The 20107-nt window shown below is 61.0% G+C and carries 16 protein-coding genes and 1 tRNA gene; 14 read left to right on the top strand and 3 right to left on the bottom strand.

The features are described from left to right. Positions 1 to 30: 30 nt before the first annotated feature. Positions 31 to 837 (bottom strand): ABC transporter permease, encoded by an 807-nt coding sequence (locus DSM100238_RS00085; RefSeq protein WP_152354735.1) that lies wholly within the window; start codon positions 835 to 837, stop codon positions 31 to 33. A 374-nt stretch (positions 838 to 1211) separates the two neighbouring features. On the opposite strand from DSM100238_RS00085, the gene DSM100238_RS00080 reads away from it, so the two are divergent. The 7 genes from DSM100238_RS00080 to DSM100238_RS00050 all read left to right on the top strand — a co-directional run bounded on the left by DSM100238_RS00080 (position 1212) and on the right by DSM100238_RS00050 (position 10905). Next, on the top strand, positions 1212 to 2060 hold the full coding sequence (locus DSM100238_RS00080) for a DUF1287 domain-containing protein (protein ID WP_240812248.1): 849 nt from the start codon (positions 1212 to 1214) through the stop codon (positions 2058 to 2060). Between the two features lie 328 nt (positions 2061 to 2388). Continuing rightward, a complete protein-coding gene (locus tag DSM100238_RS00075) occupies positions 2389 to 3390 on the top strand; it encodes an ABC transporter substrate-binding protein (protein WP_152354939.1) in 1002 nt (333 codons plus the stop codon). Positions 3391 to 3559: 169 nt separating this feature from the next. Then, on the top strand, positions 3560 to 4948 hold the full coding sequence (locus DSM100238_RS00070; protein ID WP_167510940.1) for a nucleoside hydrolase: 1389 nt from the start codon (positions 3560 to 3562) through the stop codon (positions 4946 to 4948). A gap of 161 nt (positions 4949 to 5109) precedes the next feature. Beyond that, entirely contained in the window at positions 5110 to 5646 is a 537-nt protein-coding gene (locus DSM100238_RS00065) for a GNAT family N-acetyltransferase (RefSeq protein ID WP_152354733.1), read from the top strand. 162 nt (positions 5647 to 5808) lie between these two features. Next, the gene (gene pth, locus DSM100238_RS00060; RefSeq protein WP_152354732.1) at positions 5809 to 6408 is read left to right on the top strand and encodes an aminoacyl-tRNA hydrolase; all 600 of its coding nucleotides are present in this window, start codon (positions 5809 to 5811) and stop codon (positions 6406 to 6408) included. After that, positions 6398 to 9988: a transcription-repair coupling factor gene (mfd, locus tag DSM100238_RS00055; RefSeq protein WP_240812247.1), complete on the top strand. Its 3591-nt coding sequence runs from the start codon at positions 6398 to 6400 to the stop codon at positions 9986 to 9988. Before pth ends, mfd begins: the two co-directional genes overlap by 11 nt. A gap of 65 nt (positions 9989 to 10053) precedes the next feature. Next, positions 10054 to 10905, top strand: coding sequence for a hypothetical protein (locus DSM100238_RS00050; protein ID WP_152354731.1), 852 nt, complete (start codon positions 10054 to 10056; stop codon positions 10903 to 10905). 109 nt (positions 10906 to 11014) lie between these two features. On the opposite strand, the gene DSM100238_RS00045 is transcribed toward DSM100238_RS00050, so the two are convergent. Both DSM100238_RS00045 and DSM100238_RS00040 read right to left on the bottom strand, forming a co-directional pair. Then, on the bottom strand, positions 11015 to 12445 hold the full coding sequence (locus tag DSM100238_RS00045) for an ATP-binding protein (protein WP_152354730.1): 1431 nt from the start codon (positions 12443 to 12445) through the stop codon (positions 11015 to 11017). Further along, complete coding sequence (locus DSM100238_RS00040) at positions 12423 to 13295, bottom strand: response regulator transcription factor (RefSeq protein WP_152354729.1); 873 nt, start codon at positions 13293 to 13295, stop codon at positions 12423 to 12425. The genes DSM100238_RS00045 and DSM100238_RS00040 overlap by 23 nt, the downstream gene beginning before the upstream one ends. A 186-nt stretch (positions 13296 to 13481) precedes the next feature. Here DSM100238_RS00040 and DSM100238_RS00035 point away from each other — a divergent pair, with 186 nt between their 5' ends. The 7 genes from DSM100238_RS00035 (at position 13482) to DSM100238_RS00005 (ending at position 19687) form a co-directional block, all read left to right on the top strand. Continuing rightward, the gene (locus tag DSM100238_RS00035) at positions 13482 to 14249 is read left to right on the top strand and encodes a hypothetical protein (RefSeq protein WP_152354728.1); all 768 of its coding nucleotides are present in this window, start codon (positions 13482 to 13484) and stop codon (positions 14247 to 14249) included. Between the two features lie 49 nt (positions 14250 to 14298). After that, entirely contained in the window at positions 14299 to 15369 is a 1071-nt protein-coding gene (locus DSM100238_RS00030) for an amidase domain-containing protein (protein WP_152354727.1), read from the top strand. A 193-nt stretch (positions 15370 to 15562) separates the two neighbouring features. Continuing rightward, the gene (eno, locus tag DSM100238_RS00025) at positions 15563 to 16864 is read left to right on the top strand and encodes a phosphopyruvate hydratase (protein ID WP_026502538.1); all 1302 of its coding nucleotides are present in this window, start codon (positions 15563 to 15565) and stop codon (positions 16862 to 16864) included. 111 nt (positions 16865 to 16975) lie between these two features. After that, a complete protein-coding gene (locus DSM100238_RS00020) occupies positions 16976 to 17578 on the top strand; it encodes an FtsB family cell division protein (RefSeq protein ID WP_152354937.1) in 603 nt (200 codons plus the stop codon). A gap of 221 nt (positions 17579 to 17799) precedes the next feature. Continuing rightward, positions 17800 to 18372: a DUF501 domain-containing protein gene (locus DSM100238_RS00015; RefSeq protein WP_167510965.1), complete on the top strand. Its 573-nt coding sequence runs from the start codon at positions 17800 to 17802 to the stop codon at positions 18370 to 18372. A 74-nt stretch (positions 18373 to 18446) separates the two neighbouring features. After that, positions 18447 to 19478, top strand: a complete 1032-nt coding sequence (locus tag DSM100238_RS00010; RefSeq protein WP_152354725.1) for a Ppx/GppA phosphatase family protein — start codon at positions 18447 to 18449, stop codon at positions 19476 to 19478. Between the two features lie 128 nt (positions 19479 to 19606). Next, positions 19607 to 19687, top strand: a tRNA-Leu gene (locus DSM100238_RS00005). Positions 19688 to 20107: the final 420 nt, after the last annotated feature.

Genomic DNA, 20107 nt, shown 5'->3' with positions numbered 1-20107 from the left:
CGATACGCCTTGCCGATATATCCTGCACGCTTACATTTGGTCGGCGTCGGGATCCTCATCTTCGTCCGCGGGACCGAGCAGCACCCGTTCCGCCAAAGGGACCGTAACCAGCAGCACGCAGGTCAACACGATGATCACGAAGGTCGCCGAAAAAATGAGCGGCATGCGGAAAGAGTTGTACGCAGCCTGCAGCCAGATGCCGAGTCCCCGGCGCGCCCCCAGATATTCCGCCGTCGCAGCGGTCGCGAAGGTATAGGCGGCGCTGATGCGGATGCCGCCGAAAATCTGCCGTGCCGCGACGCGCAGCTTCACATGCCACAGCGTCCACACCGGGGTGGCCCCGCAGGTCAGTGCGACATCGACATAGTAGCGAGGGACGTCCCTCAGCCCGCGGATGGTTTGCACGGCGATGGGAAACAGCCCGAACACGGCGACGATCACGATTTTCCCGCTCGTTTCGAAACCGAACCAGATGAGAAACAGCGGCGCGATGGAAATCAACGGCATCGTCTGTGCGGCATACAGCAGCGGGAACAGCGCGGCGTCCAAGGTTTTCGAGGCATAGCAACCGACTCCGACCAAAATCCCGGCGAGTACGGCGAAAACGAACCCGATCGCACCTTCCTCAAGGGTCGTCAAGGTCGCCGGCCACAAGGTGGGCCAGGTCTCCACCGTCGCCTCCGCGATTTGCACAGGGGAGGGCATGACGGTTTGCGGCACATGCGCGGCCTCGACCCACACCTGCCAGATCACGAGGATCGCCAGAACCGCTGCGCATGTGGGCAGCCATCGCAGGAATCGACGGGATTGACAGGTTTGACGGGATTGATGAGTCATAATCACCTTGCTTTCCGCGCCATCGGCGCACACGCCGCCGGGAAACGCAGTAAGGTGAGGAGCCTGCGTGCCGGACGGCCGGAACAATCGTTGCCGATTCCATTATCACGGACCCGCAGACCGCCGCAGTTCGCGTCCGACATCGGCACACCGCGCAGCGCGTACAGCTAGCGGCATCTCGCGGTACCGGTACACCTGCCCATGCGCCCCGCCATACACCACGTGCAGCCAGCGGCAACCTTCACAGCAAGCGGAAGGATGCCCCGGCCAATCCCGACAAGCCCGCCATCAATCCCATCCATCGGCGTGCCCGACGAACTCCAAGCCCGACCGGTGACACAATAGTGACATATCCTTGCCACGACGGGAGCAATATGCCACAGCACAGGGAAGATATCAATACAGGTATCGGGGCAGATATCAACGCCGATACCAACCTGGATGGGAGCGCACGCCCACAGCCCGGCAATCACAAGCGAAGCCGGCGGATTGCGGTGCCCGTAATCGCGATGCTGGTCGTGGCCGTATTGATCGCCGGGGTATTCCTGTGGGCGCAGTACGTGCGCCGAGGCCAAACCGGCTACGCAGGCGGCACCGGCAGCAACCAGGCCGCGAACCTGCCGTCCCCGTCGCCGACGTTCGCCAGTACGGTCGATGTGAACGGCAACGGTGTGGACGATTACACGGATATTGTCCGCGGAGCGCGCAAGGACGCTGAGGCGATGCCGACCTACGATACCGGCTACTATCAGGGAGGATACCCGCCCTCCGACCGCGGCGCCTGCACTGACGTCGTCTGGAGGGCTTTCGCCAACGCAGGGTACGATCTCAAAGCCATGGTCGACGACGATGTCGCCGCCCGGCCGCAGGCCTACTCGCGCGTGATTTCCAAGCCCGACCCGAATATCGATTTCCGGCGCACCGGTGTGCTTGACGTCTTCTTCAGTACCTATGGCGTGACGCTCGGCACGGATATCCACGGCAATGACTGGGAGCAGGGCGATATCGTCGTCTTTGAACACAACCGGCATATCGGCATCGTGTCCGACCGGCGCGACAGCCAGGGCATGCCGCTGATCATCCACAACATGGGTCAGAAGCAGCGGGAGAACGATTATCTCGCGTTCCGCACGCATATGACGGTCACCGGGCATTACCGGTTCGATGCCTCGCATGTACCGGCATCGGTGCTGAAAACCTGGTCCGGCCCGTTGCCGCGGTAACCGCGTCTGACGGTGACGGCGGCTGGCAACAGCGATGACCACGCCTGAATATATCCTAGACACCGCTTGCGTGCCCATGTGTGGCAAACCGTCCGGTCCGTGGTCAACGCGCATGACATCATGACGGCCGGGCGGGGACATGGGGCAGGCGGGGCCGGCCCTCACATTCGTTCTCTGCCGAATCCGCCCGAGTCCAGAGAACGAAACATGTCATGATTCAGGACATCATATGAGCCATCTGCCGCAAACTGCTCGTTTCCAGCAGCACACCGCACCATCCATTGCCAACCGTATCCGCAAGACGCTCGCCGCCGCAACGGCAATCGCCATGATGGCGACTCTCGGCGCGTGCGGCGCCGCCAAGACATCAGTGTCCGGGCTGACCCACACCACCTTCATGCTGTCGTGGGCGCCCGACACCAACCATATCGGCGTGTACGTAGCCAAACACAACGGTTATTTCAAACAAGCCGGCCTGGACGTCGATATCGTCGCCGTCGCCCAAGCGGGTGCCGAACAGTCGGTCAACAACGGTGTCGCGGATTTCGCGCTGTCCAACCTCACCAATGTTTCCATTTACAGCCTCAAGGGGGCCACGCTGAAGCAGGTGCTGCAAGTGCAGCGCAAGCCGAGCGCCATCTGGTGTTCCCTGGCGTCGAACACATCCATCACCCGTCCGCGTGATTTCGACGGGAAGACCTTCGCCACATTCGGCTCCAGCGAATCCGACGCGGTCATCAAACAGATGATCAAAACCGATGGCGGCAAAGGACAATTCGACAAGGTGACCGTCGGCACCTCCACCTTCCAGACCCTCTCCAGCGGCAAAGCCGACTTCGGCGGATTCTACGCCACCTGGGAAGGCGTGCAAGCCGATATGTACGGCCCCAAACTCAACTGCTTCACCGAACCGGACTACGGCGTTCCCGGCAACGCGGATTCCATCGGCATCATCACCAACGAAAAAACCATCAAGAACAATCCGAAACTGGTCAAAGCCTTCACCCAAGCCACCCAAAAAGGCTACGAATACGCCTACGCGCACCCGGACAAAGCTGCGCAGATCCTCGTGGACGAAGCCCCGGAAGCCAACCTCAAACTCGCGTTCGTCAAACGCAGCATGCACGTCATCGTCGATGGCCAATATTGGGGCAATCCCAAGGATATCGCCTCGGGCAAGCTCGTGTTCGGCACCAACGACACCGTGTCCACACAACAATATTTTGATTTCCTCGCCGGCGCCGGAGCGTACACGGACGCCTCCGACAAGACGGTCAGCACGGCTCCGAAAGCGTCCAGCCTCGTCACTGACCGCTTCCTCGCCAAATAGTCGCGCATCGTTCGAGACATATCCGGGCGATTGACCGGTCTTGACAGGTTTTGACCGGTCTTGACCAGTCCGTAGGCAAGAAATTGTCCAATGCGCGATATCATAGGAAAGACGCCATGTGATGCGCGCGGGCAGGACGCCCGCCGAGCTGTCGAGGGAGAAAGAAATCATGGATCCGCAGAACCAGACGGGTGAGACCGGTGCGGCGGCGACTGCCAACGATTCGCAGGAGATCACCGCCCCCATCATTCTGGATGCCGACACCGGCACCGATGATGCGCTCGCCATTGGCTTGCTGATGGCGTATGCGCCTGAACGGCTGGTGTCGGTCATCGCCACGTATGGCAATGTCCTGCAATCTGTGGCTCAACAGAACACGCGTGACGTGCTCAATCTCCTCGGCGGCTCGGATATCCCCGTGCTGGACGGCTGCCGTTGCCCCTCCTGGGCGGAAGGTTTCGCCGCGGACAAGGCCTGCGCCCACTTCCACGGTGATAACGGCATCGCCGACTTGAACATTGCCGATTACGCCCGTATGGAGACGACAGCGGGAGGTACCGCGTCCGTGCTGTACAACGGCGCTGTCTACGATTTCTCTTCCAACAACATCGATTTCACTGCTGCCGGAACCGTTTCCGCGGGCATGTTCGGCGCCAATCAGCAGGATGCCAAGAAAACAGCGCAGCGTGATGCATGGCGGGACGAGCCGCAGTCGCTGCTCTCCGCCCAGCCTGACGTGCGGGCGCACATGGCGTCCCCAATCATTTCGATCGGCGGATACCTGCCGCGGCAGCAGGCCGATGCGTCATCGGCACCGCAACGCGGACGCAATACGCTCGGCACTCTCGCCGACGAATACGGCAAGGTTGAGATGGGAATCGTGCCGGGCGATACCGCAGGCGTCAAGGCGATCATCGATGGTGTCCATCAGTGGGGCAAGAACCTCACGGTGATTTCCACCGGCCCGTTGACCGATATCGCCGCCGCCATCACCATCGCCCCTGATATCGCGCCTCAGTTGCGGCTTGTCATGATGGGCGGGGCTCTCACCCAACAGGGCAACTGCTTCGACATGGTCAGCGAAACCAATATTTTGCAAGATCCCGAGTCTGCCGATCTGGTGCTGCGTTCCCAGGCGGATGTGACGATGATCGGTCTGGATGTCACCCACCGCTGCCTGCTGCCGTCGGAACTGACCGAACCATGGTCGCAGATTGATGGTGGTGTCGGCCGGTTCTTCGCCGATCTCGCCTCGTTCATGATCAAAGCGAACGAAGATGCCGATTCGGCATTCGCCGTTGGCGCGCCCCTGCATGATCCGCTTGCTGTGGCGGCGGCTCTTGATTCGACGCTTGTGCAGACGTTCGACGTTGCGCTGCGGGTGGATGTGGCGACCGGCGACCGGCAGGGTGTGCGCGGCAGGACCATCGGCGACATGGCGCGTCTCAACGATCCGACGGCGTCATGTACGCATGTGGCGATCGCCGTGGATTCCATGCGGTTCCTCAACATGTTCACCGGCGGGATCTCCACGTTGTCGCAGCGCCTGGCGAAGTAGAGCTGTATCACTCTCGCTCAGCGGCTGCATTCGGCTGTCTTGCGGCTCGACAGGTATGCCGTCATGCCGTCGCGCCGTCATGCCGTCATGATGGAATATCGTCGAATCGAAATCCGGTGGTGTCGTCAGGCATGGCGGCACATGGACATCAGGGAGGCAATGTGAACGGCGAACGGTCCGCGGAACATCTTCCGGTCACCATCCGCGACGCGCTGGAGAGCGACCTTCAGGCGATTACCGATATCTACAATCAGGCGGTGATCGCCGGTGGTTCGACCGCCGATCTGGTGCCCCGCACCCTCGAGCAGCGCAAGCAGTGGGTGGATTCGCATCACCCCCGCGACCGTTATCCGGTGGTCGTGCTCGAAGACGCTTCGGGGCGTGTCGTGGCCTTCGGCTCACTGTCGAAGTTCCATCCGCGTCAAGCGTATGACGGCGTGGTGGAACTCAGCTATTACGTCGATGAGCGGGCTCGTCACCGCGGGTACGGGACGGCGATGGTCGCGTGGCTGCTGGATGCGGCGCGCACGCGCGGGTATCGCATTGCGACCGCTCTGATTTTCGCGTCGAACGCCGGGTCGATTGCGCTGATGGAGCATTTCGGATTCGAACGGTTCGGCTTTCTGCCGAAGGCGTGTTTCGACGGCACACGGTATCTTGATATGTCCTACTGGCGTTTGTCGTTGGAAAACGACTGAAACACCAGGCGACGCGCACGTCCTGCGGTTGCGAATCGCAGTCTGCCGCCACGCCGGCGAGTCAGCCGTGGCAGGTACGATAGACCATTCTGGTAACGAATGATTGCACGATGAACCGCGCCCGGTATGCGGCGGGCGGCGGCGATGAGGGAGAGGAACGGCATGGCGTCTGATTTCTGGCTGGTGGTAGGTTTGGGCAACCCGGGCAAGCAATACGAGGGCACCCGGCACAATATGGGATTCATGGCGGCGGACGTCTTGGCGGAACGCTGGTCGGTGAACTTCAGCGATCATAAAGGCATCGCGATGCTCGGCAAAGGCGTAATGAACCTGCAAGGCAGGTCGATCAAGTTCTTCCTCGCCAAACCGCTCACCTACATGAACGAATCAGGCACCGCGGTGGCGTCCATCAGCTCCTACTATCAGATTCCGCCCGAGCATGTCGTGGTGATTCACGATGATATGGACCTCGAATTCGGCCGTATCAAAGTCAAGGCCGGAGGCTCCGCCGGCGGGCATAACGGCATCAAGTCCATCGACCGTTCGCTTGGCACCAATGCGTACGCGCGTGTGCGGCTCGGGGTGGGGCACGCCCGTCGCGGCCCGAACGCACATGACAACACCGTCAACTGGGTGTTGGGAGGGTTCGGTCCGGATCAGCGCAAACAGCTGCCTGAATTCCTCGCCGATGGGGCCGACGCCGCGGAAACCATCATCTTTTCCGGTTTGAGCCGCGCACAGGAGCAGTTCAATGGCCGGTGAGCAGCAGTCACCAGCAGTGCCCTCAGCTCCCGCTGTGCCGCCAGTAGCGCCCACCGCCGGCGCGCTCTGCGGACTGCTGGAACAACTCGATCGTGACCGGTCCTTCCACGATGTGTCACACGGACTGATCGACGTGCCAGCGAATGAGAGCCACGAGCCGATACTCGATGTGGAAGCCGTGCCCGGCATCCGTCCGGCTCTGGCGGCGGCGACAGCGCAGCGCGTCCCGGTCGTCGTCATCGTGCCGTCGGGGCGGGAATCGCAGGAAGCTGTCGAGGCGATCCGCAGCTGGTATGACGGCGATCCGCAAGATATCGTGGAACTTGAAGCATGGGAGACACTGCCGCATGAACGGCTCTCGCCGCGCGCGGACACGGTCGCCTCCCGTATGGCGGTATTCCGCCGTCTGACGCACCCGGAACCCGGAAACAGCCTATTCGGCCCGATCAGAGTGCTGGTCATGCCGGTGCGCTCGCTCATCCAACCGGTGGTCGCCGGCCTGGGCGATGTCGAACCGCTGGTGTTCACCGCGGGGGAGGATCTGCCGCTTGACGAGGCGGCAGCCCGGTTGGTCGAGAACGCCTACACCCGTGTCGACTTGGTGATGGATCGCGGGCAGTTCGCGGTGCGCGGCGGCATTCTGGACGTGTTCCCGCCGACCATCCCGCACCCGGTTCGTATCGAATTCTTCGGCGATGAGATTGATACCATCAAGCAATTCCACGCCTCAGACCAGCGTACGTACGGCGATGATCTGCATACCGTGTGGGCGACCCCGTGCCGTGAACTGCAACTGACACAAGCAGTGCGCGACCGGGCGAAATCCCTGATCGGCCAGATTCCCAACGCCGAGGACATGCTCGCCTCCATTGCGGACGGCATCCCTGTGGAAGGCATGGAATCGTTGATGCCTGCATTGATCGACGACATGCAGCCGGTGCAGCGCATGCTGCCCCAAGGTGCGGTCATCATGCTTTCCGACCCTGAACGGCTGCGCCGGGCGGCGGACGACTTGACGAAAACAGCGAACGAATTCCTCGCCGCCAGCTGGCATGTCGCGGCAAGCGGCCATGGCGCCGGAGCACCGATCAGTTTCGACCAGGCCAGCTTCCTCGATTACGAGGAAACCATCAGCTCGCTCGCATATTCACGCGACGAGGTGTGGAAACTCTCCGATTTCGGCGTGGACCCAGGTCTGCCGGGCAACGTGCGCATCGGCGCAAGCTCCCCGCAGGAATACCGCGGTGACGAAACGAAAGCGGCCACCGGTATCGAGGGGCTGATCGACGCCGGATTCGCCGTCACCATCACCGCCGGCGCCCAAGGAACGCTCGCCCGGCTCAAGCGCGCCGTGAACGAAACCGGCATCACACGCTTCGACGTGGTGCGTTCGCGTGCCGTCGACGGGTTCGTGGACCGGGACGCGCGAATCGCTTTGCTCACCGAACGTGACCTGACCGGTCGTTCCAGCGCCGTCGGGCAGACCAAGACGCCGAAACGCAGGCGCAAAGCCATCGATCTGATGGAACTCAAGCCCGGCGATTATGTGGTCCATGAGCAGCACGGCATCGGGCGGTATACCGGCATGCAACAGCGTTCGATCGGCCCGGCCGGGGCGAAAACGACACGGGAGTACCTGGTCGTCGAATACGCGCCCAGCAAACGCAACGCGCCCGCAGACAAACTGTATATCCCCACCGATCAGCTCGACCAAATCAGTAAATACATCGGGTCGGACGCCCCCAAACTCAACAAACTCGGCGGCTCCGACTGGGCACAAACCAAGGCGAAGGCACGCAAGCATGTCCACGAGATCGCCCAGGATCTGGTACGCCTGTATTCGGCCCGCCAACGCACCAAAGGCTACGCATTCAGCCCGGACACCCCGTGGCAGAAGGAACTCGAGGACGCCTTCCCGTATCAGGAGACCCCCGACCAGTTGACCACCATCGACGAAGTCAAGGCCGATATGGAAAAGCCCGTGCCGATGGATCGCCTCATCTGCGGGGACGTCGGATTCGGCAAAACCGAAATCGCGGTACGTGCCGCCTTCAAAGCCATCCAGGACGGCAAGCAGGTCGCCGTCCTCGTGCCGACCACGCTGCTCGTGCAACAGCATTATGAGACCTTCACGGAACGCTATTCGGGCTTCCCTGTGGATGTCGCCGCGATGAGCCGCTTCCAAAGCCCGAAGGAAATCAAGCAGACCATCAAAGGGCTGGAAGACGGGTCGATTGATGTCGTCATCGGCACGCATAAGCTGCTTAACCCGAAAATCAAGTTCAAGGATCTCGGCCTGCTGATCATCGATGAGGAACAGCGATTCGGCGTCGAACATAAGGAGACGCTCAAAGCGTTGCGCACGAACGTCGACGTCCTGTCCCTGTCTGCGACGCCGATCCCGCGCACCTTGGAAATGGCGGTGACCGGCATCCGCGAGATGTCCACGCTCGCCACCCCGCCGGAAGACCGTCTGCCCGTGCTCACCTACGTCGGCCCGTACGAGGACGCGCAAGTCACGGCGGCCATCAGGCGAGAGCTGCTGCGTGGCGGCCAGGTGTTCTACGTACACAACCGCGTCGACTCCATCAATGCCACAGCCGACAAGATCCATCAGCTGGTGCCCGAAGCGAAAATCGGCGTGGCGCACGGCAAAATGGGGGAGAAGCAGCTTGACGCGATCATCCGCGATTTCTGGCATCGCGATATCGACGTGCTCGTATGCACGACAATCATCGAAACCGGACTGGATATTTCGAATGCGAACACGCTGATCGTCGATCATGCCGACCGCTTCGGCTTAAGCCAACTGCACCAGCTACGCGGCCGCGTCGGCCGAGGACGGGAACGCGCCTACGCGTACTTCCTGTATGACCCGTCCAAGCCGATGACCCAACAGTCCCATGACCGGCTCGCGACCATCGCGCAGAACACATCACTGGGGTCGGGATTCGACGTGGCGATGAAAGACCTTGAGCTGCGTGGCACCGGCAACCTGCTGGGTGACGAGCAGAGCGGGCATATCGAAGGGGTCGGTTTCGACCTCTACGTACGCATGGTGTCGCAGGCCGTCGAAGAGTACAAGGAGCCTGAGCGCAAGGAATCAGTCGCCGTCAGTATCGATCTGCCGATCGAGGCGTCGATTCCGGTCGATTACATCGATTCCGACAAACTGCGTCTCGAGGCGTATCGCAAGCTTGCCTCGGCGCGCAGCGAACAGGATCTCGACGATGTGCGCGACGAACTGACCGACCGCTACGGCAAGCCACCGGTCGAACTGGATTCGCTGTTCGCCGTCGCCCGGCTGCGCAACAAGGCGCGCGACCTCGGCATCACCGAAATCATCGCCCAAGGGCGTAACGTGCGCATCCGCGGGATTGAGCCGGCGGAATCCATGATGATGCGATTGCAGCGCATCTACCCGGGAGCCCAGTACCGGCCGCTCACCCGCACGTTGACGATCCCCGCGCCGTTCGCCGGATCGCTGGGCTCGGGTCCCATGCCTGGAGACCAAGTGATCGCCTGGACCAACCAGCTGCTCGACGACTTGCAGTGGAAGCCCCGGGCAGTCGGCAAGTGACTGATCGGGCTGTGGTGCGACTGACCGGTCGCACCACAGCCGCGGATAGTCATCAGAGATTCCCCATGCAAGACACCGCCGCTGTCGAAGCGTCGCGCGAAGCTGGAAGCGTCATGAAACACAACACGAACAGCACCACATCATCCACGAACGAATGGCGCAACGTCATCCCCGCGCTCACCCCGTGGGGCAAAAACCGCGTCAAACCTGAGGAAACCATCAAACACGCGCTGATCATGCCGGGCATCGGCTACACCGTCGATCGCCCGTTGCTGTACTGGGCGTCGCAGGCGCTCGCCGCCGAGGGCTGGTATGTTGACCGTCTTGCGCTCACCCTGACCGAAGACGTCGAATTCCCTGAGATGATCGCTTGCATGGAGCGGGTCATCGACGTGTGGAAGGCGAAATCCGTCGCCCGCGCGACCATCGCCGCGCACCATGCGCCAGCCGATGACGCCACGGATCATGCGCAGGATTCCGCCGATTCTGGCGCCTCTGGTGATTCCGATGGCCACAGTGTTTCCGGCGATTCCACAGATTCTGCTGTCAGTGTGGGCACCACGCCGAAGCTGCTGGTGGTCACGAAATCCCTGTCCACGTTGTCCTTCCCGCACGCGGCAAGAGCGGGCCTGCATGTCGCATTGTTGACCCCGGTGCTCAACCCGCCACCCTTCGACGTGCACAAGTCGGTGATCCCTGCGCCTCTGCCGGGGGCGGAGCACGCGCCGAAGCCGCTGATTTGCGCGGGTACGGCGGATCCTTACTTCGACGAGGCCAAGGCGCATCTGCTCACCGAGCGGGTGTGCACGTACCCGGACGCCAACCATTCCATCGAGGTTCCCGGCGATTGGACCTGTTCAATCGACTATCTGAAAGACGTCACCGGGCGGATTGTCGAGTATTCGCGCACTATCTGATGGCGCCAACCATGCTTGTGTCGGCGGCTTGGCTGGTATGCGCCCGTCGGCACAAGCGCGAGTAGGAGAGCGGGCGAGTAGGCGGTCAGCGACGCCTGCCGTGAGAGCTTCAATCGCCTGCACCGGTGTAGTCATGCAACGGGATCATTGCTTCGAGGCTGAAGCTTCCGTCGGCCTGATCCCAAGTCATCGAGCCGCCATGACGTTCGATGAGCCGCGCGTGTCCGCGTAATCCGAGCCGCGTGCCCGATTGGGCAGTGTCATCCGCGGAACCGTTCGAGGGACTATTCGCGGAACAGTCGGACGCAGCTCCATCTGAGTCCTTCGAGGGGTTGCCCGTCGATGCACCTTGCGAGGTCGGCGCTAGGACACCCCTTGATTTCCGCACATCTGATTCCTCTCGTGCCCCGGCATCGGATTTCATCGTGTCGCATAGGGCGATGGTCATGTCGTCGCCTCGGCATCCGACACTGAGCGCGTACCCGCCTTCACGGTCGCCGTACCGCAGGATGTTGATGGCTAGTTCGTCAAGCAGATCGCCGATGAGCCCGGCTTGTGCCTTGTCAACCGTTGTCCCTGTGGGAATCGAGTTGGTGATGATGCCTTCCACCCCATGCTCGGTGAGCAGCGCGCGTCCAGCGTCCAGATGATTGTCCACGAGCTGGAATGCGTCCATCGACGCGGCTTTGCCACAGGTTTCGAATCCCGCGTTGTCCGCGTTGCCGGCCTCGCCCTGTGTGTCAAGCATCCGCACGATATCGCGCGTTCCAGCGAGCGCATCGTCGATGTCCTTGGCGAGCGCGCGGGATTGCGGGTCCGACGAGTCTTTCGCTAGGTCATGCGCCCGTATTGAGGCGAGACTCAGCCGGTTGGCGACATCGTCGTGCAGACGCAGCATGACTTGTTCTTGGCTGCGCGCCCGTTCGTCTTGTTCCCGCCGCCTGCGCTGCCTGTCAAGATACTGTGCGACGCCAATGCCCGCGAGCGCCAGTGTCGCCACGCCGAGTATGAGTATGGCGACGCCCCATGTCATCGAATCGATGCGGATCTGCCAGATCAGCGCCGCCGCGGACAGTGAAATCAGCACGGTGCAGTCGAGCATGCCCAAGGCGAGGAATGCGTTGACGCGTGCCAGCACGATGACGGCGAGCAGCACGCCGAGCCAGAGCGACTGGGGGAGCAGCAGTGTGCTCGGGGGCACCAGTGAGCAGATGGTCCATACGACCATGGTGAGGAATGCGCCCTGGACCGGCCACCATGCGATGGACAGCACTGCGACACTGATGCTGACGGTTGCCGCGATGACCATGATGACCGACATCAGGTCGCATTTTCCGCACAATATCGCGGTTTCAACGCCCGTTATCGCGATGATGGCGATGGCCGCGATGAGCAGTGGCACGTTCGGCCGCCCGACGGCCGGGTGAATGCCGTTGTTCCGCCGAATGCGGCCTGGCATGTCGTGATGGCTTGCTCCGGGTTTGGCGTCTCGGGTGTTGTCGCCTGTGTTATTGCCATTATTGTCGGTATTGCTCAACATGGATCCACGCGTTCTTTCTGGCGATGTCAATGGCTTCGATTTTGCTGGCGGCGCCCAGCCGCGCGAGTGCGTCATGCAGATGCACATACACGGTGGCGTTGCTGGTGTGCAGGGTTTTGGCGATACGGCCGGTTGTCTCACCGGCGGCGTAGGCGGTCAGCACCTGCTGCTGTCGGGGACTCAACGGGTTGGCCGGCGGCTGAGCCGACGCCGTAGCTGTAGCTGTCGCCGACGCCGATTCGGTCGTACCCTGCCCGGTGTTGCCGAGGCAGGCGATGGCCTCTTGCACACTGGGATAGAGTGCAGTGCCTCCTGTGACAGGCCGGTCGGAGGCATGTTCCTCCGCGTTGCCGGCATGCTCCGGGCCGCTTGTGCCGTTGCCCTCGCTTTGATATGCCTGTCCTGCCGCGGAGGCGACGATTGCGGGTCGCAGGTTGCCGCGGATCAGGTCTTTCGCAATCAGCGCTTGGCCTCCGCATGCTGCGAGCCGTGCCGCCCAATCCGCGGTCGGTAGCGCGGTGATGCCGACCACGCCGGCGGGGCAATCGTGCTGTCGCAATATCTCGCATACTCGGGTGCCAGGCATGTCGGACAATCCCATATCGATGACGAGCACCTGGGGGCGTGGGGAAGTGAATAGGCAATGGTGGATTGCCTTCGCGCCGGTCGAAACCGCCCACAGGATGCTGAATCGCGGGTCCAGCCGTTCGATCTGCGGCCGGAGCAGCGCAAGCGCATACGGGTCGTTCTCGACCAGCCCAATGGTGATATGTCCTTGGGGCATGGCTCGGCGGGCCGAAGCATCGCCATGGCGCCGGGACGGCGTGGGGGCATCATCTGTGTTCGTCATGGTTTCAGTGTATGGCGATACCGGCTGTTTCAAGCCGAATCTAAAGAAATCTTCAGCGTCGTTGCGGCGTTGGCAGGCTTCTGCGACGATAGCACTATCCGAACATCATCCGGCAGCCGGGAAGCTGGTCCGCCCCTTCTGCCGTGTGGTCCTGAGGTTCTACGTGATCTCGTTGGAAAGGCGGGGATGCAAGATATGAACCATTCCACAGTCTCGACACCTTCGATGCGGCAGACACGGCACACGCGTTCCGCACAGTGGTCGGCAATACCGGAATGTTCCCGGTTGCCGATGCGGATTCTTCGCTTCGCCGCGTGCCTGATTACGGCCCTCACCTTGGTACTCGCCGTGGTCGCTGTCGACGTAAGTCAATACCTCAACTGGAAGCAACCGCGTTTCGCGCGTCCTGTCCAGATAGCCCGGGCGGCCCATGCTGGCGTTGCGGATACGGGTGTCGCCGCGCACGTGCAACGCTGGCAGGGGTTGGGATATCTCATGACCTCATACACCAATGGTGCGGACGCCTATCGGTCGATGACCCCGTTGACCCGGCGCAACAGCATGTGCGTGACCGATCCGGGGAAGGTCACGTCCGCGGTGCACCATTCGCTGGCCGACTACCATACGGCCGCGTCAATCGGTTTGGATGACGGGTTCGTCGGCGTGCGTGTCATGGGTTGTGAGGGTGATGACCGCCGCGCGGTTGCCTATGTGGTCGCGGTGGAGCAGGACACCGATGACCCGAAAATGCTGCATCTGGACAGTTGCGCCGCCGAGCGCGTCACGCTGGTTCGGCAGGATGATGGGTCGATCTTCCCGTTGCGCCACGATGACGCCGCCTCGGATCGTTCGCTCGGACGCTGCGAACCTGATGTGCAGACGAGCGGCCTCATCCCGCAATGGGTCACAACCATGTGGATCGCCGCAGATCAGGATGTGGGCGGTGGTGCGTAGGCATCAGCGCTTCGATATCAAGAAGAAATAACCAATCAAGGAGAAAACAATGAAACAGGATAATCACGCACCAGGCGCACGACATCGCATCAAGCGTACGCTTGGAATGCTCGCAGCACTATGTGCCGCTGCTATGGTGGCGGCGCCAGCCACTGCACAGGAAGTTACTACGCCTCAAGAACATGCAAAGGCACAACGTTGGATTCAGACGTTATCGCCTGTTGAATACCGAGGGATGCAATTATGCCGCACGCCCCTCATCGCTGAGCTGGGCAGCATTGACTACCCTCAAGCAGAATCGGTGGGATCCACGACTTATCCGAAACTTTGCGTATTCCACGATCCCCAGCAAGCGATTGATGCTCTTCGCGGGAAAATACCGGAGGCGATGAAACGCATTGAGTCGCAAGAGCATGTGGAACCGCTAAGTACGGCGAACTGGGCTCAATACCGCAAGGCGTTCAACGCGTATGACAATACGCATGATGCTGGTTCTGCAGGAGCGTTGGACCCGCATACTGAAGCATTGTTCCTGACGTTTTTCGATATTTTCGAGAACTCCAGCGATAATTTGGTAATTGCTCAGGCTGCGCAGGTCCTTGACGGAAAGCGAGCGAAGTTGCAACTGGACACAATCAGTGAAGTTGAAACAGAACTTAGCCCTTCTCTAGGTGATGCCGTGTCTGATTCCGTTCAAGGTGACTACTTGCAACAGCAGACGCCACCCCTTCGTCAGCTGAATCGACAGAACGAATATCAGTATGCATTTCGTTATGCCGTGCAACCGAATTCGAGCTACCGATACTACAAGGAGAACGATTGCACGAATTTCGCGTCACAAATCCGACGCGCCGGCGGAGAGCCGTTCCATCTTCCGACATGGGGATATGTGTCAGGGGGAGGAACAACCGCATGGGTCAACGCACATGCGTTTTCCAAGTTTTTCGGTTGGAAATCTTGGGCCTTTGACCACCGGAAATTCAGCACGTGGCTGTCTCCAGGCGATTTCATAGGTCTTGACCATGGCATCGACGGGAGTTGCGACCATATCGGATTTGTGGTTGCGACAGGAAGCGACCGCGGGAATTACAGAGACTATCAGGTTGCGCAACATTCCTAGAACTATGTTGATTGGGTAAGTTCCAATCAGAATAGCTGGGAATGGCAACCTGGCTCTCTCTATATCAGAATCAATTCATGACCGCATGCCTGCTGTGAACGCTCACAGGGAACAGTGAGTGAAATCGACGATATCGTCCAACAATTCCACTATCCTTGACATTGTCATCACAACCTGAGCAAAAGGAGTAGTTGTGGCAGCAATTGAAAGCGTATACGCGCGCGAAATCCTTGATTCCCGTGGCAACCCGACCGTCGAGGTCTATCTCGAGACCGAAGACGGCGCACAGGGCCGCGGCCTGGTTCCGTCCGGCGCCTCCACCGGTGCCGCAGAGGCTTGGGAGCGTCGCGATGGCGACAAGTCCCGCTATCAGGGCAAGGGCGTGCTCAACGCCGTCAAGGCCGTGAACGAAGTCATCGCTCCGAAGGTCATCGGCATGGATGCCGCCGATCAGCGTGCTCTTGACGACACGATGATCGAGCTCGACGGCACCCCGAACAAGGGCAAGCTCGGTGCCAACGCCATCCTCGGCGTGTCCCTGGCTGCGCTGTATGCCTCCGCTGAGTCCGCCGACCTGCCGCTGTACCGCTACATCGGCGGCACCAACGGCCACATCCTGCCGGTTCCGAACATGAACATCATGAACGGCGGCGCTCACGCCGACTTCGCCACCGACATTCAGGAGTACATGATCTCCCCGTACGGCTTCGACACCTATCATGAGGCGCTGCGTGCCGGCGTCGAGGTGTACCACACCCTGAAGAACGAGCTGAAGAAGGACGGCCTGGCCACCGGTCTCGGCGACGAGGGCGGCTTCGCTCCGAAGATGAAGTCGAACCGCGATTCGCTCGACTACATCATGAAGGCCATCCAGGATGCCGGCTATGAGCCTGGCAAGCAGATCGGCATCTGCCTTGATGTCGCGTCCTCCGAGTTCTACGGCAAGGGCGAGGCCGGCAAGTATCACTTCGAGGGTGGTGAGCGTGACGCCGAGTACATGCTCGACTTCTACGAGAAGCTCATCAACGATTACCCGATCGTCTCCATCGAAGATCCGTTCGAGGAAGAGGGCTGGGAAGACTGGGCTGCAATCACCAAGAAGCTCGGTGATCGTCTCCAGTTCGTCGGCGACGACCTGCTCGTGACCAACCCGAAGCGTCTGCAGAAGGCCATCGACATGGGCGCGGCGAACTCCCTGCTCGTCAAGCTCAACCAGATCGGCTCCGTCACCGAGACCCTCGACGCCATCGAGCTGGCAACCGCCAACGGCTACACCTCCATGGTGTCCCACCGTTCCGGCGAGACCTCCGACACCACCATCGCCGATCTTGCGGTTGCCAAGAACACCCGCCAGATCAAGACCGGTGCTCCGGCTCGTGGCGAGCGTATCGCCAAGTACAACCGTCTGCTGGAGATCGAGGACGAGCTCGGTTCCGAAGCCCAGTATGCCGGCTACAGCGCCTTCAAGGCCTGCAAGAAGTACATCGCCAAGTGAGTCTAGGTCTAGCTCACTAGCAGTGTGCTGACGGCATGTCTCTCGATGTGCCGCGCATCGCGCAATACCCGTCGTGTTCGCAAGTCGAATGCGACGGGTATTTTCGTCATTATGACAACCAGTTCGCGAAAACCGGCGCGTCAGCGCTCCCAGCAGACAGCCAAAACGCACAACAACAGCGGGCCGGTCTCATTTTTCATCGCGGTGATCATCGTGATTATCGGCCTGATGCAACTGGTATCCACATTCCACGATTACGCGTTGAGCCTGTCTGAACTTAACGGTTTGAAAAAACAGGAAGCCACGCTTGAAGCGCAGAAGCAGGATTTGGAGAACGATATCGCCCGCTGGGACGACACGGCATATGTCACCGCCCAAGCGCGCGAACGTCTCGGATTCGTGTTCCCAGGGGAGGTTTCGGTCCGGGTCGAACACCCCGAAGCGGTGACCGGTTCAACCAGCTCGAAGAGCGGCAGCACATCAAGTGCACAGGATCAACAGTCAGCTTTGCCGTGGTACAAAGAGCTTGCCTACGCATTCGAACAGGCGGACGCCCCATCCAAATCAACGTCCAACAGCAGCAGCTCCTCGAGCGACGGCACGGGCTCAGCGTCAAGCGCGGAATCAGACGCCAGTCCCTCGCCGTCAGCAAGCGCATCCGATTCGGCTTCGCCGTCGGCATCATCGTCGGCTTCGCCATCCGCATCCCAGTAAGAGGGCGGCTGTCCGGGCTGTCCGGGCAGCCGGCTTCAACCCGATTGATGCCTCGCTTGCACACCCTCGGCCCACGACCAGTCAGCCCACGACAAGAACATAACGAACCCAAACCACAACCGCAAGACACACCACAGGAGGAACAGCATCTGATGACACCGGCGAGTGCAACCCCAACGCAGCAACAGCTTGAGCAGGAGCAGCTTGAGCGTGAGGCTCGCATGCTGCTTGACCGTCTGTTGGCGCAGCCCCCGACAGCCAAGGACATCGCGACGGTCAACGTACAACTCGGCCGTTTTCCGCGTGGCATGGTCGCGGTCGGTGCCCGCTGCGTGTGCGGCCGTCCTCTGGCGGTGCTGACCCGGCCATTGTTGCCCGGCGGCATCCCGTTCCCGACGACCTGCTATCTGACCAGCCCCGAAGCGGTCAAAGCGGTCTCTCATGTCGAGGCAACAGGCGTAATGAAGCAGCTCAACGAGCAGCTGGAGGAAGATGCCGAACTGTCCCAGGCATACGGTCTTGCGCATCGGCGGTATCTCACCTTCCGCCACGAGCTTGCGGTACGGCTTGGCGACAGCGAGGAGCATATCGCGGGCATCAGCGCTGGCGGCATGCCCACACGCGTGAAATGTCTGCATGCGTTGCTCGCCCAGACAATGGTGATGGGGCATGGCGCCAACCCGATCGGCGATATGACGCTCGAACGGATCCGCGATGAATTCAGCCCCACGGTCTGCCGGTGCACTACGGTAGTCGATGATGAGCAGATCGGGCGATTATCGCAGGAACGATAACGCCGAGCGCGGCAACGAACCGAAGTCGCATCCGCCGACGGTGTATTGGTCGGCGCACAGGGAAAGGAAACAGTATGACACAGCTTGCATCGCAACAATGCGGTGGTACGGGGAAGTCCGTAACGGTCGCCGGCATCGATTGCGGCACCAATTCCATCCGCCTGAAGATTTCACGCGTCGACGCCAATGGGTACGAGGATATCGTCCCGCGCGTCCTGCGGGTCGTCAGGCTTGGACAGGATGTAGACAAAACGCATCGCTTCGCCGATGAGGCGCTTGAGCGTGTATATGCGGCGGCGCATGAGTTCGCGCAGATTTTGGCGGAACATCCGGTGGACGGGCTTCGGTTCGTGGCCACGTCCGCAACCCGAGACGCGGAAAATCGTGCGGAATTCGAGGATGAGATCCAGCGTATCCTCGGTGTGCGTCCGGAGGTCATTCCCGGCACCGAAGAAGCCGCGTTGAGTTTCCTCGGGGCAACAAGCGTCGTTCCGCGCGGCGAGCTCGAACCGCCATATCTGGTGGTCGATCTGGGCGGCGGGTCCACCGAACTGGTGCTCGGAGGGGGAGACGAACAGACCGAAACCGATGTTCAAGCCGCATTCTCGATGAATATCGGCTCGGTGCGCATGACCGAACGGCACCTGCACACCGATCCGCCGACCCAGCAGGAGATCGACGAGGCTGTCGCCGACATCGACGAGCATATCGATGAGGCCTTCCGCACGGTTCCGGCAGGCAAGACCCGTACCATCATCGGTGTGTCGGGCACCGTGACCACAATGACCGCACTTGCCATGGGACTGAAGGAGTACGATCATTCCGCCGTGGACGGCCACCGACTGTCGATTGAGGATGCGGTCGCTGTCGATGACCGGTTCCTGCGGATGACGCGCGAGGATCGTCGCGCATACAAGACCATTCACCCGGGCAGGATTGATGTGGTCGGCGGTGGTGCGCTGGTGTGGAGCCGGGTGCTCGCCCGCGTATCGCAGGCGGCGCTGGAGGACCATGGCACGGCGATCGATTCGTTCGTGGCCAGCGAACATGGTCTGCTTGACGGCATCGTGCTGGATTACGGGCGTCGTTTGCTTGCTGCACGCTGAAAACGCGCCGGCATGACTTGCGCTGTGGAACAGGAGGGCGGGTCATAACGGCATACCGGCGTGCCGCATGCTAGCATAGAGAAGTTGCAGTCGTGCAAGCGACTGCCATGCTTTCCCCGTAAGGGGACGCCCCCTTGGCGGAATCGGTAGACGCAGTGGACTTAAAATCCATCGCCTTTGGCTTGCGGGTTCGAGTCCCGCAGGGGGCACCCAACATGCGGCGGCGGGAAGCCGCCGACCCGGACACCGGTTTGGCGCCGAAGAAATCATCCTCCGCGCGCAAGAACGCACGCGGACCAGCCTGGCCGCGCAACCTATGATCGGCCTGGAGAACGAACGACAGACACGACTCCTGTTCGGTGACACGCCCTCACTCGACACGCCACGCTAGGACGGGCGACCCTGGGCAGGGCAATCGCTGTGAACAACGGTTATCATCCTCGACGCGCCATCAAATGGAATATCGGCGATATCCTTGACTTTGCTTCGTCGGCGCGTACTACCCGTTTTCAAAGTGCAAGTGCAACACCTCGGCTAGGGTTGTGGGTTGAAAGAGAAATAACAATCCCTGGAAAGGTGTTGCACCGATGCCATCCTACAATCACCTGACGGCAAGCGAGCGGGTCCTG

It is taken from the genome of Bifidobacterium apri, from assembly GCF_009299485.1.
GTDB lineage: Bacteria > Actinomycetota > Actinomycetes > Actinomycetales > Bifidobacteriaceae > Bifidobacterium > Bifidobacterium apri.
The sequence above is the reverse complement of the archived record's forward strand: the minus strand, read 5'-3'. Positions and strand labels throughout refer to the sequence as shown.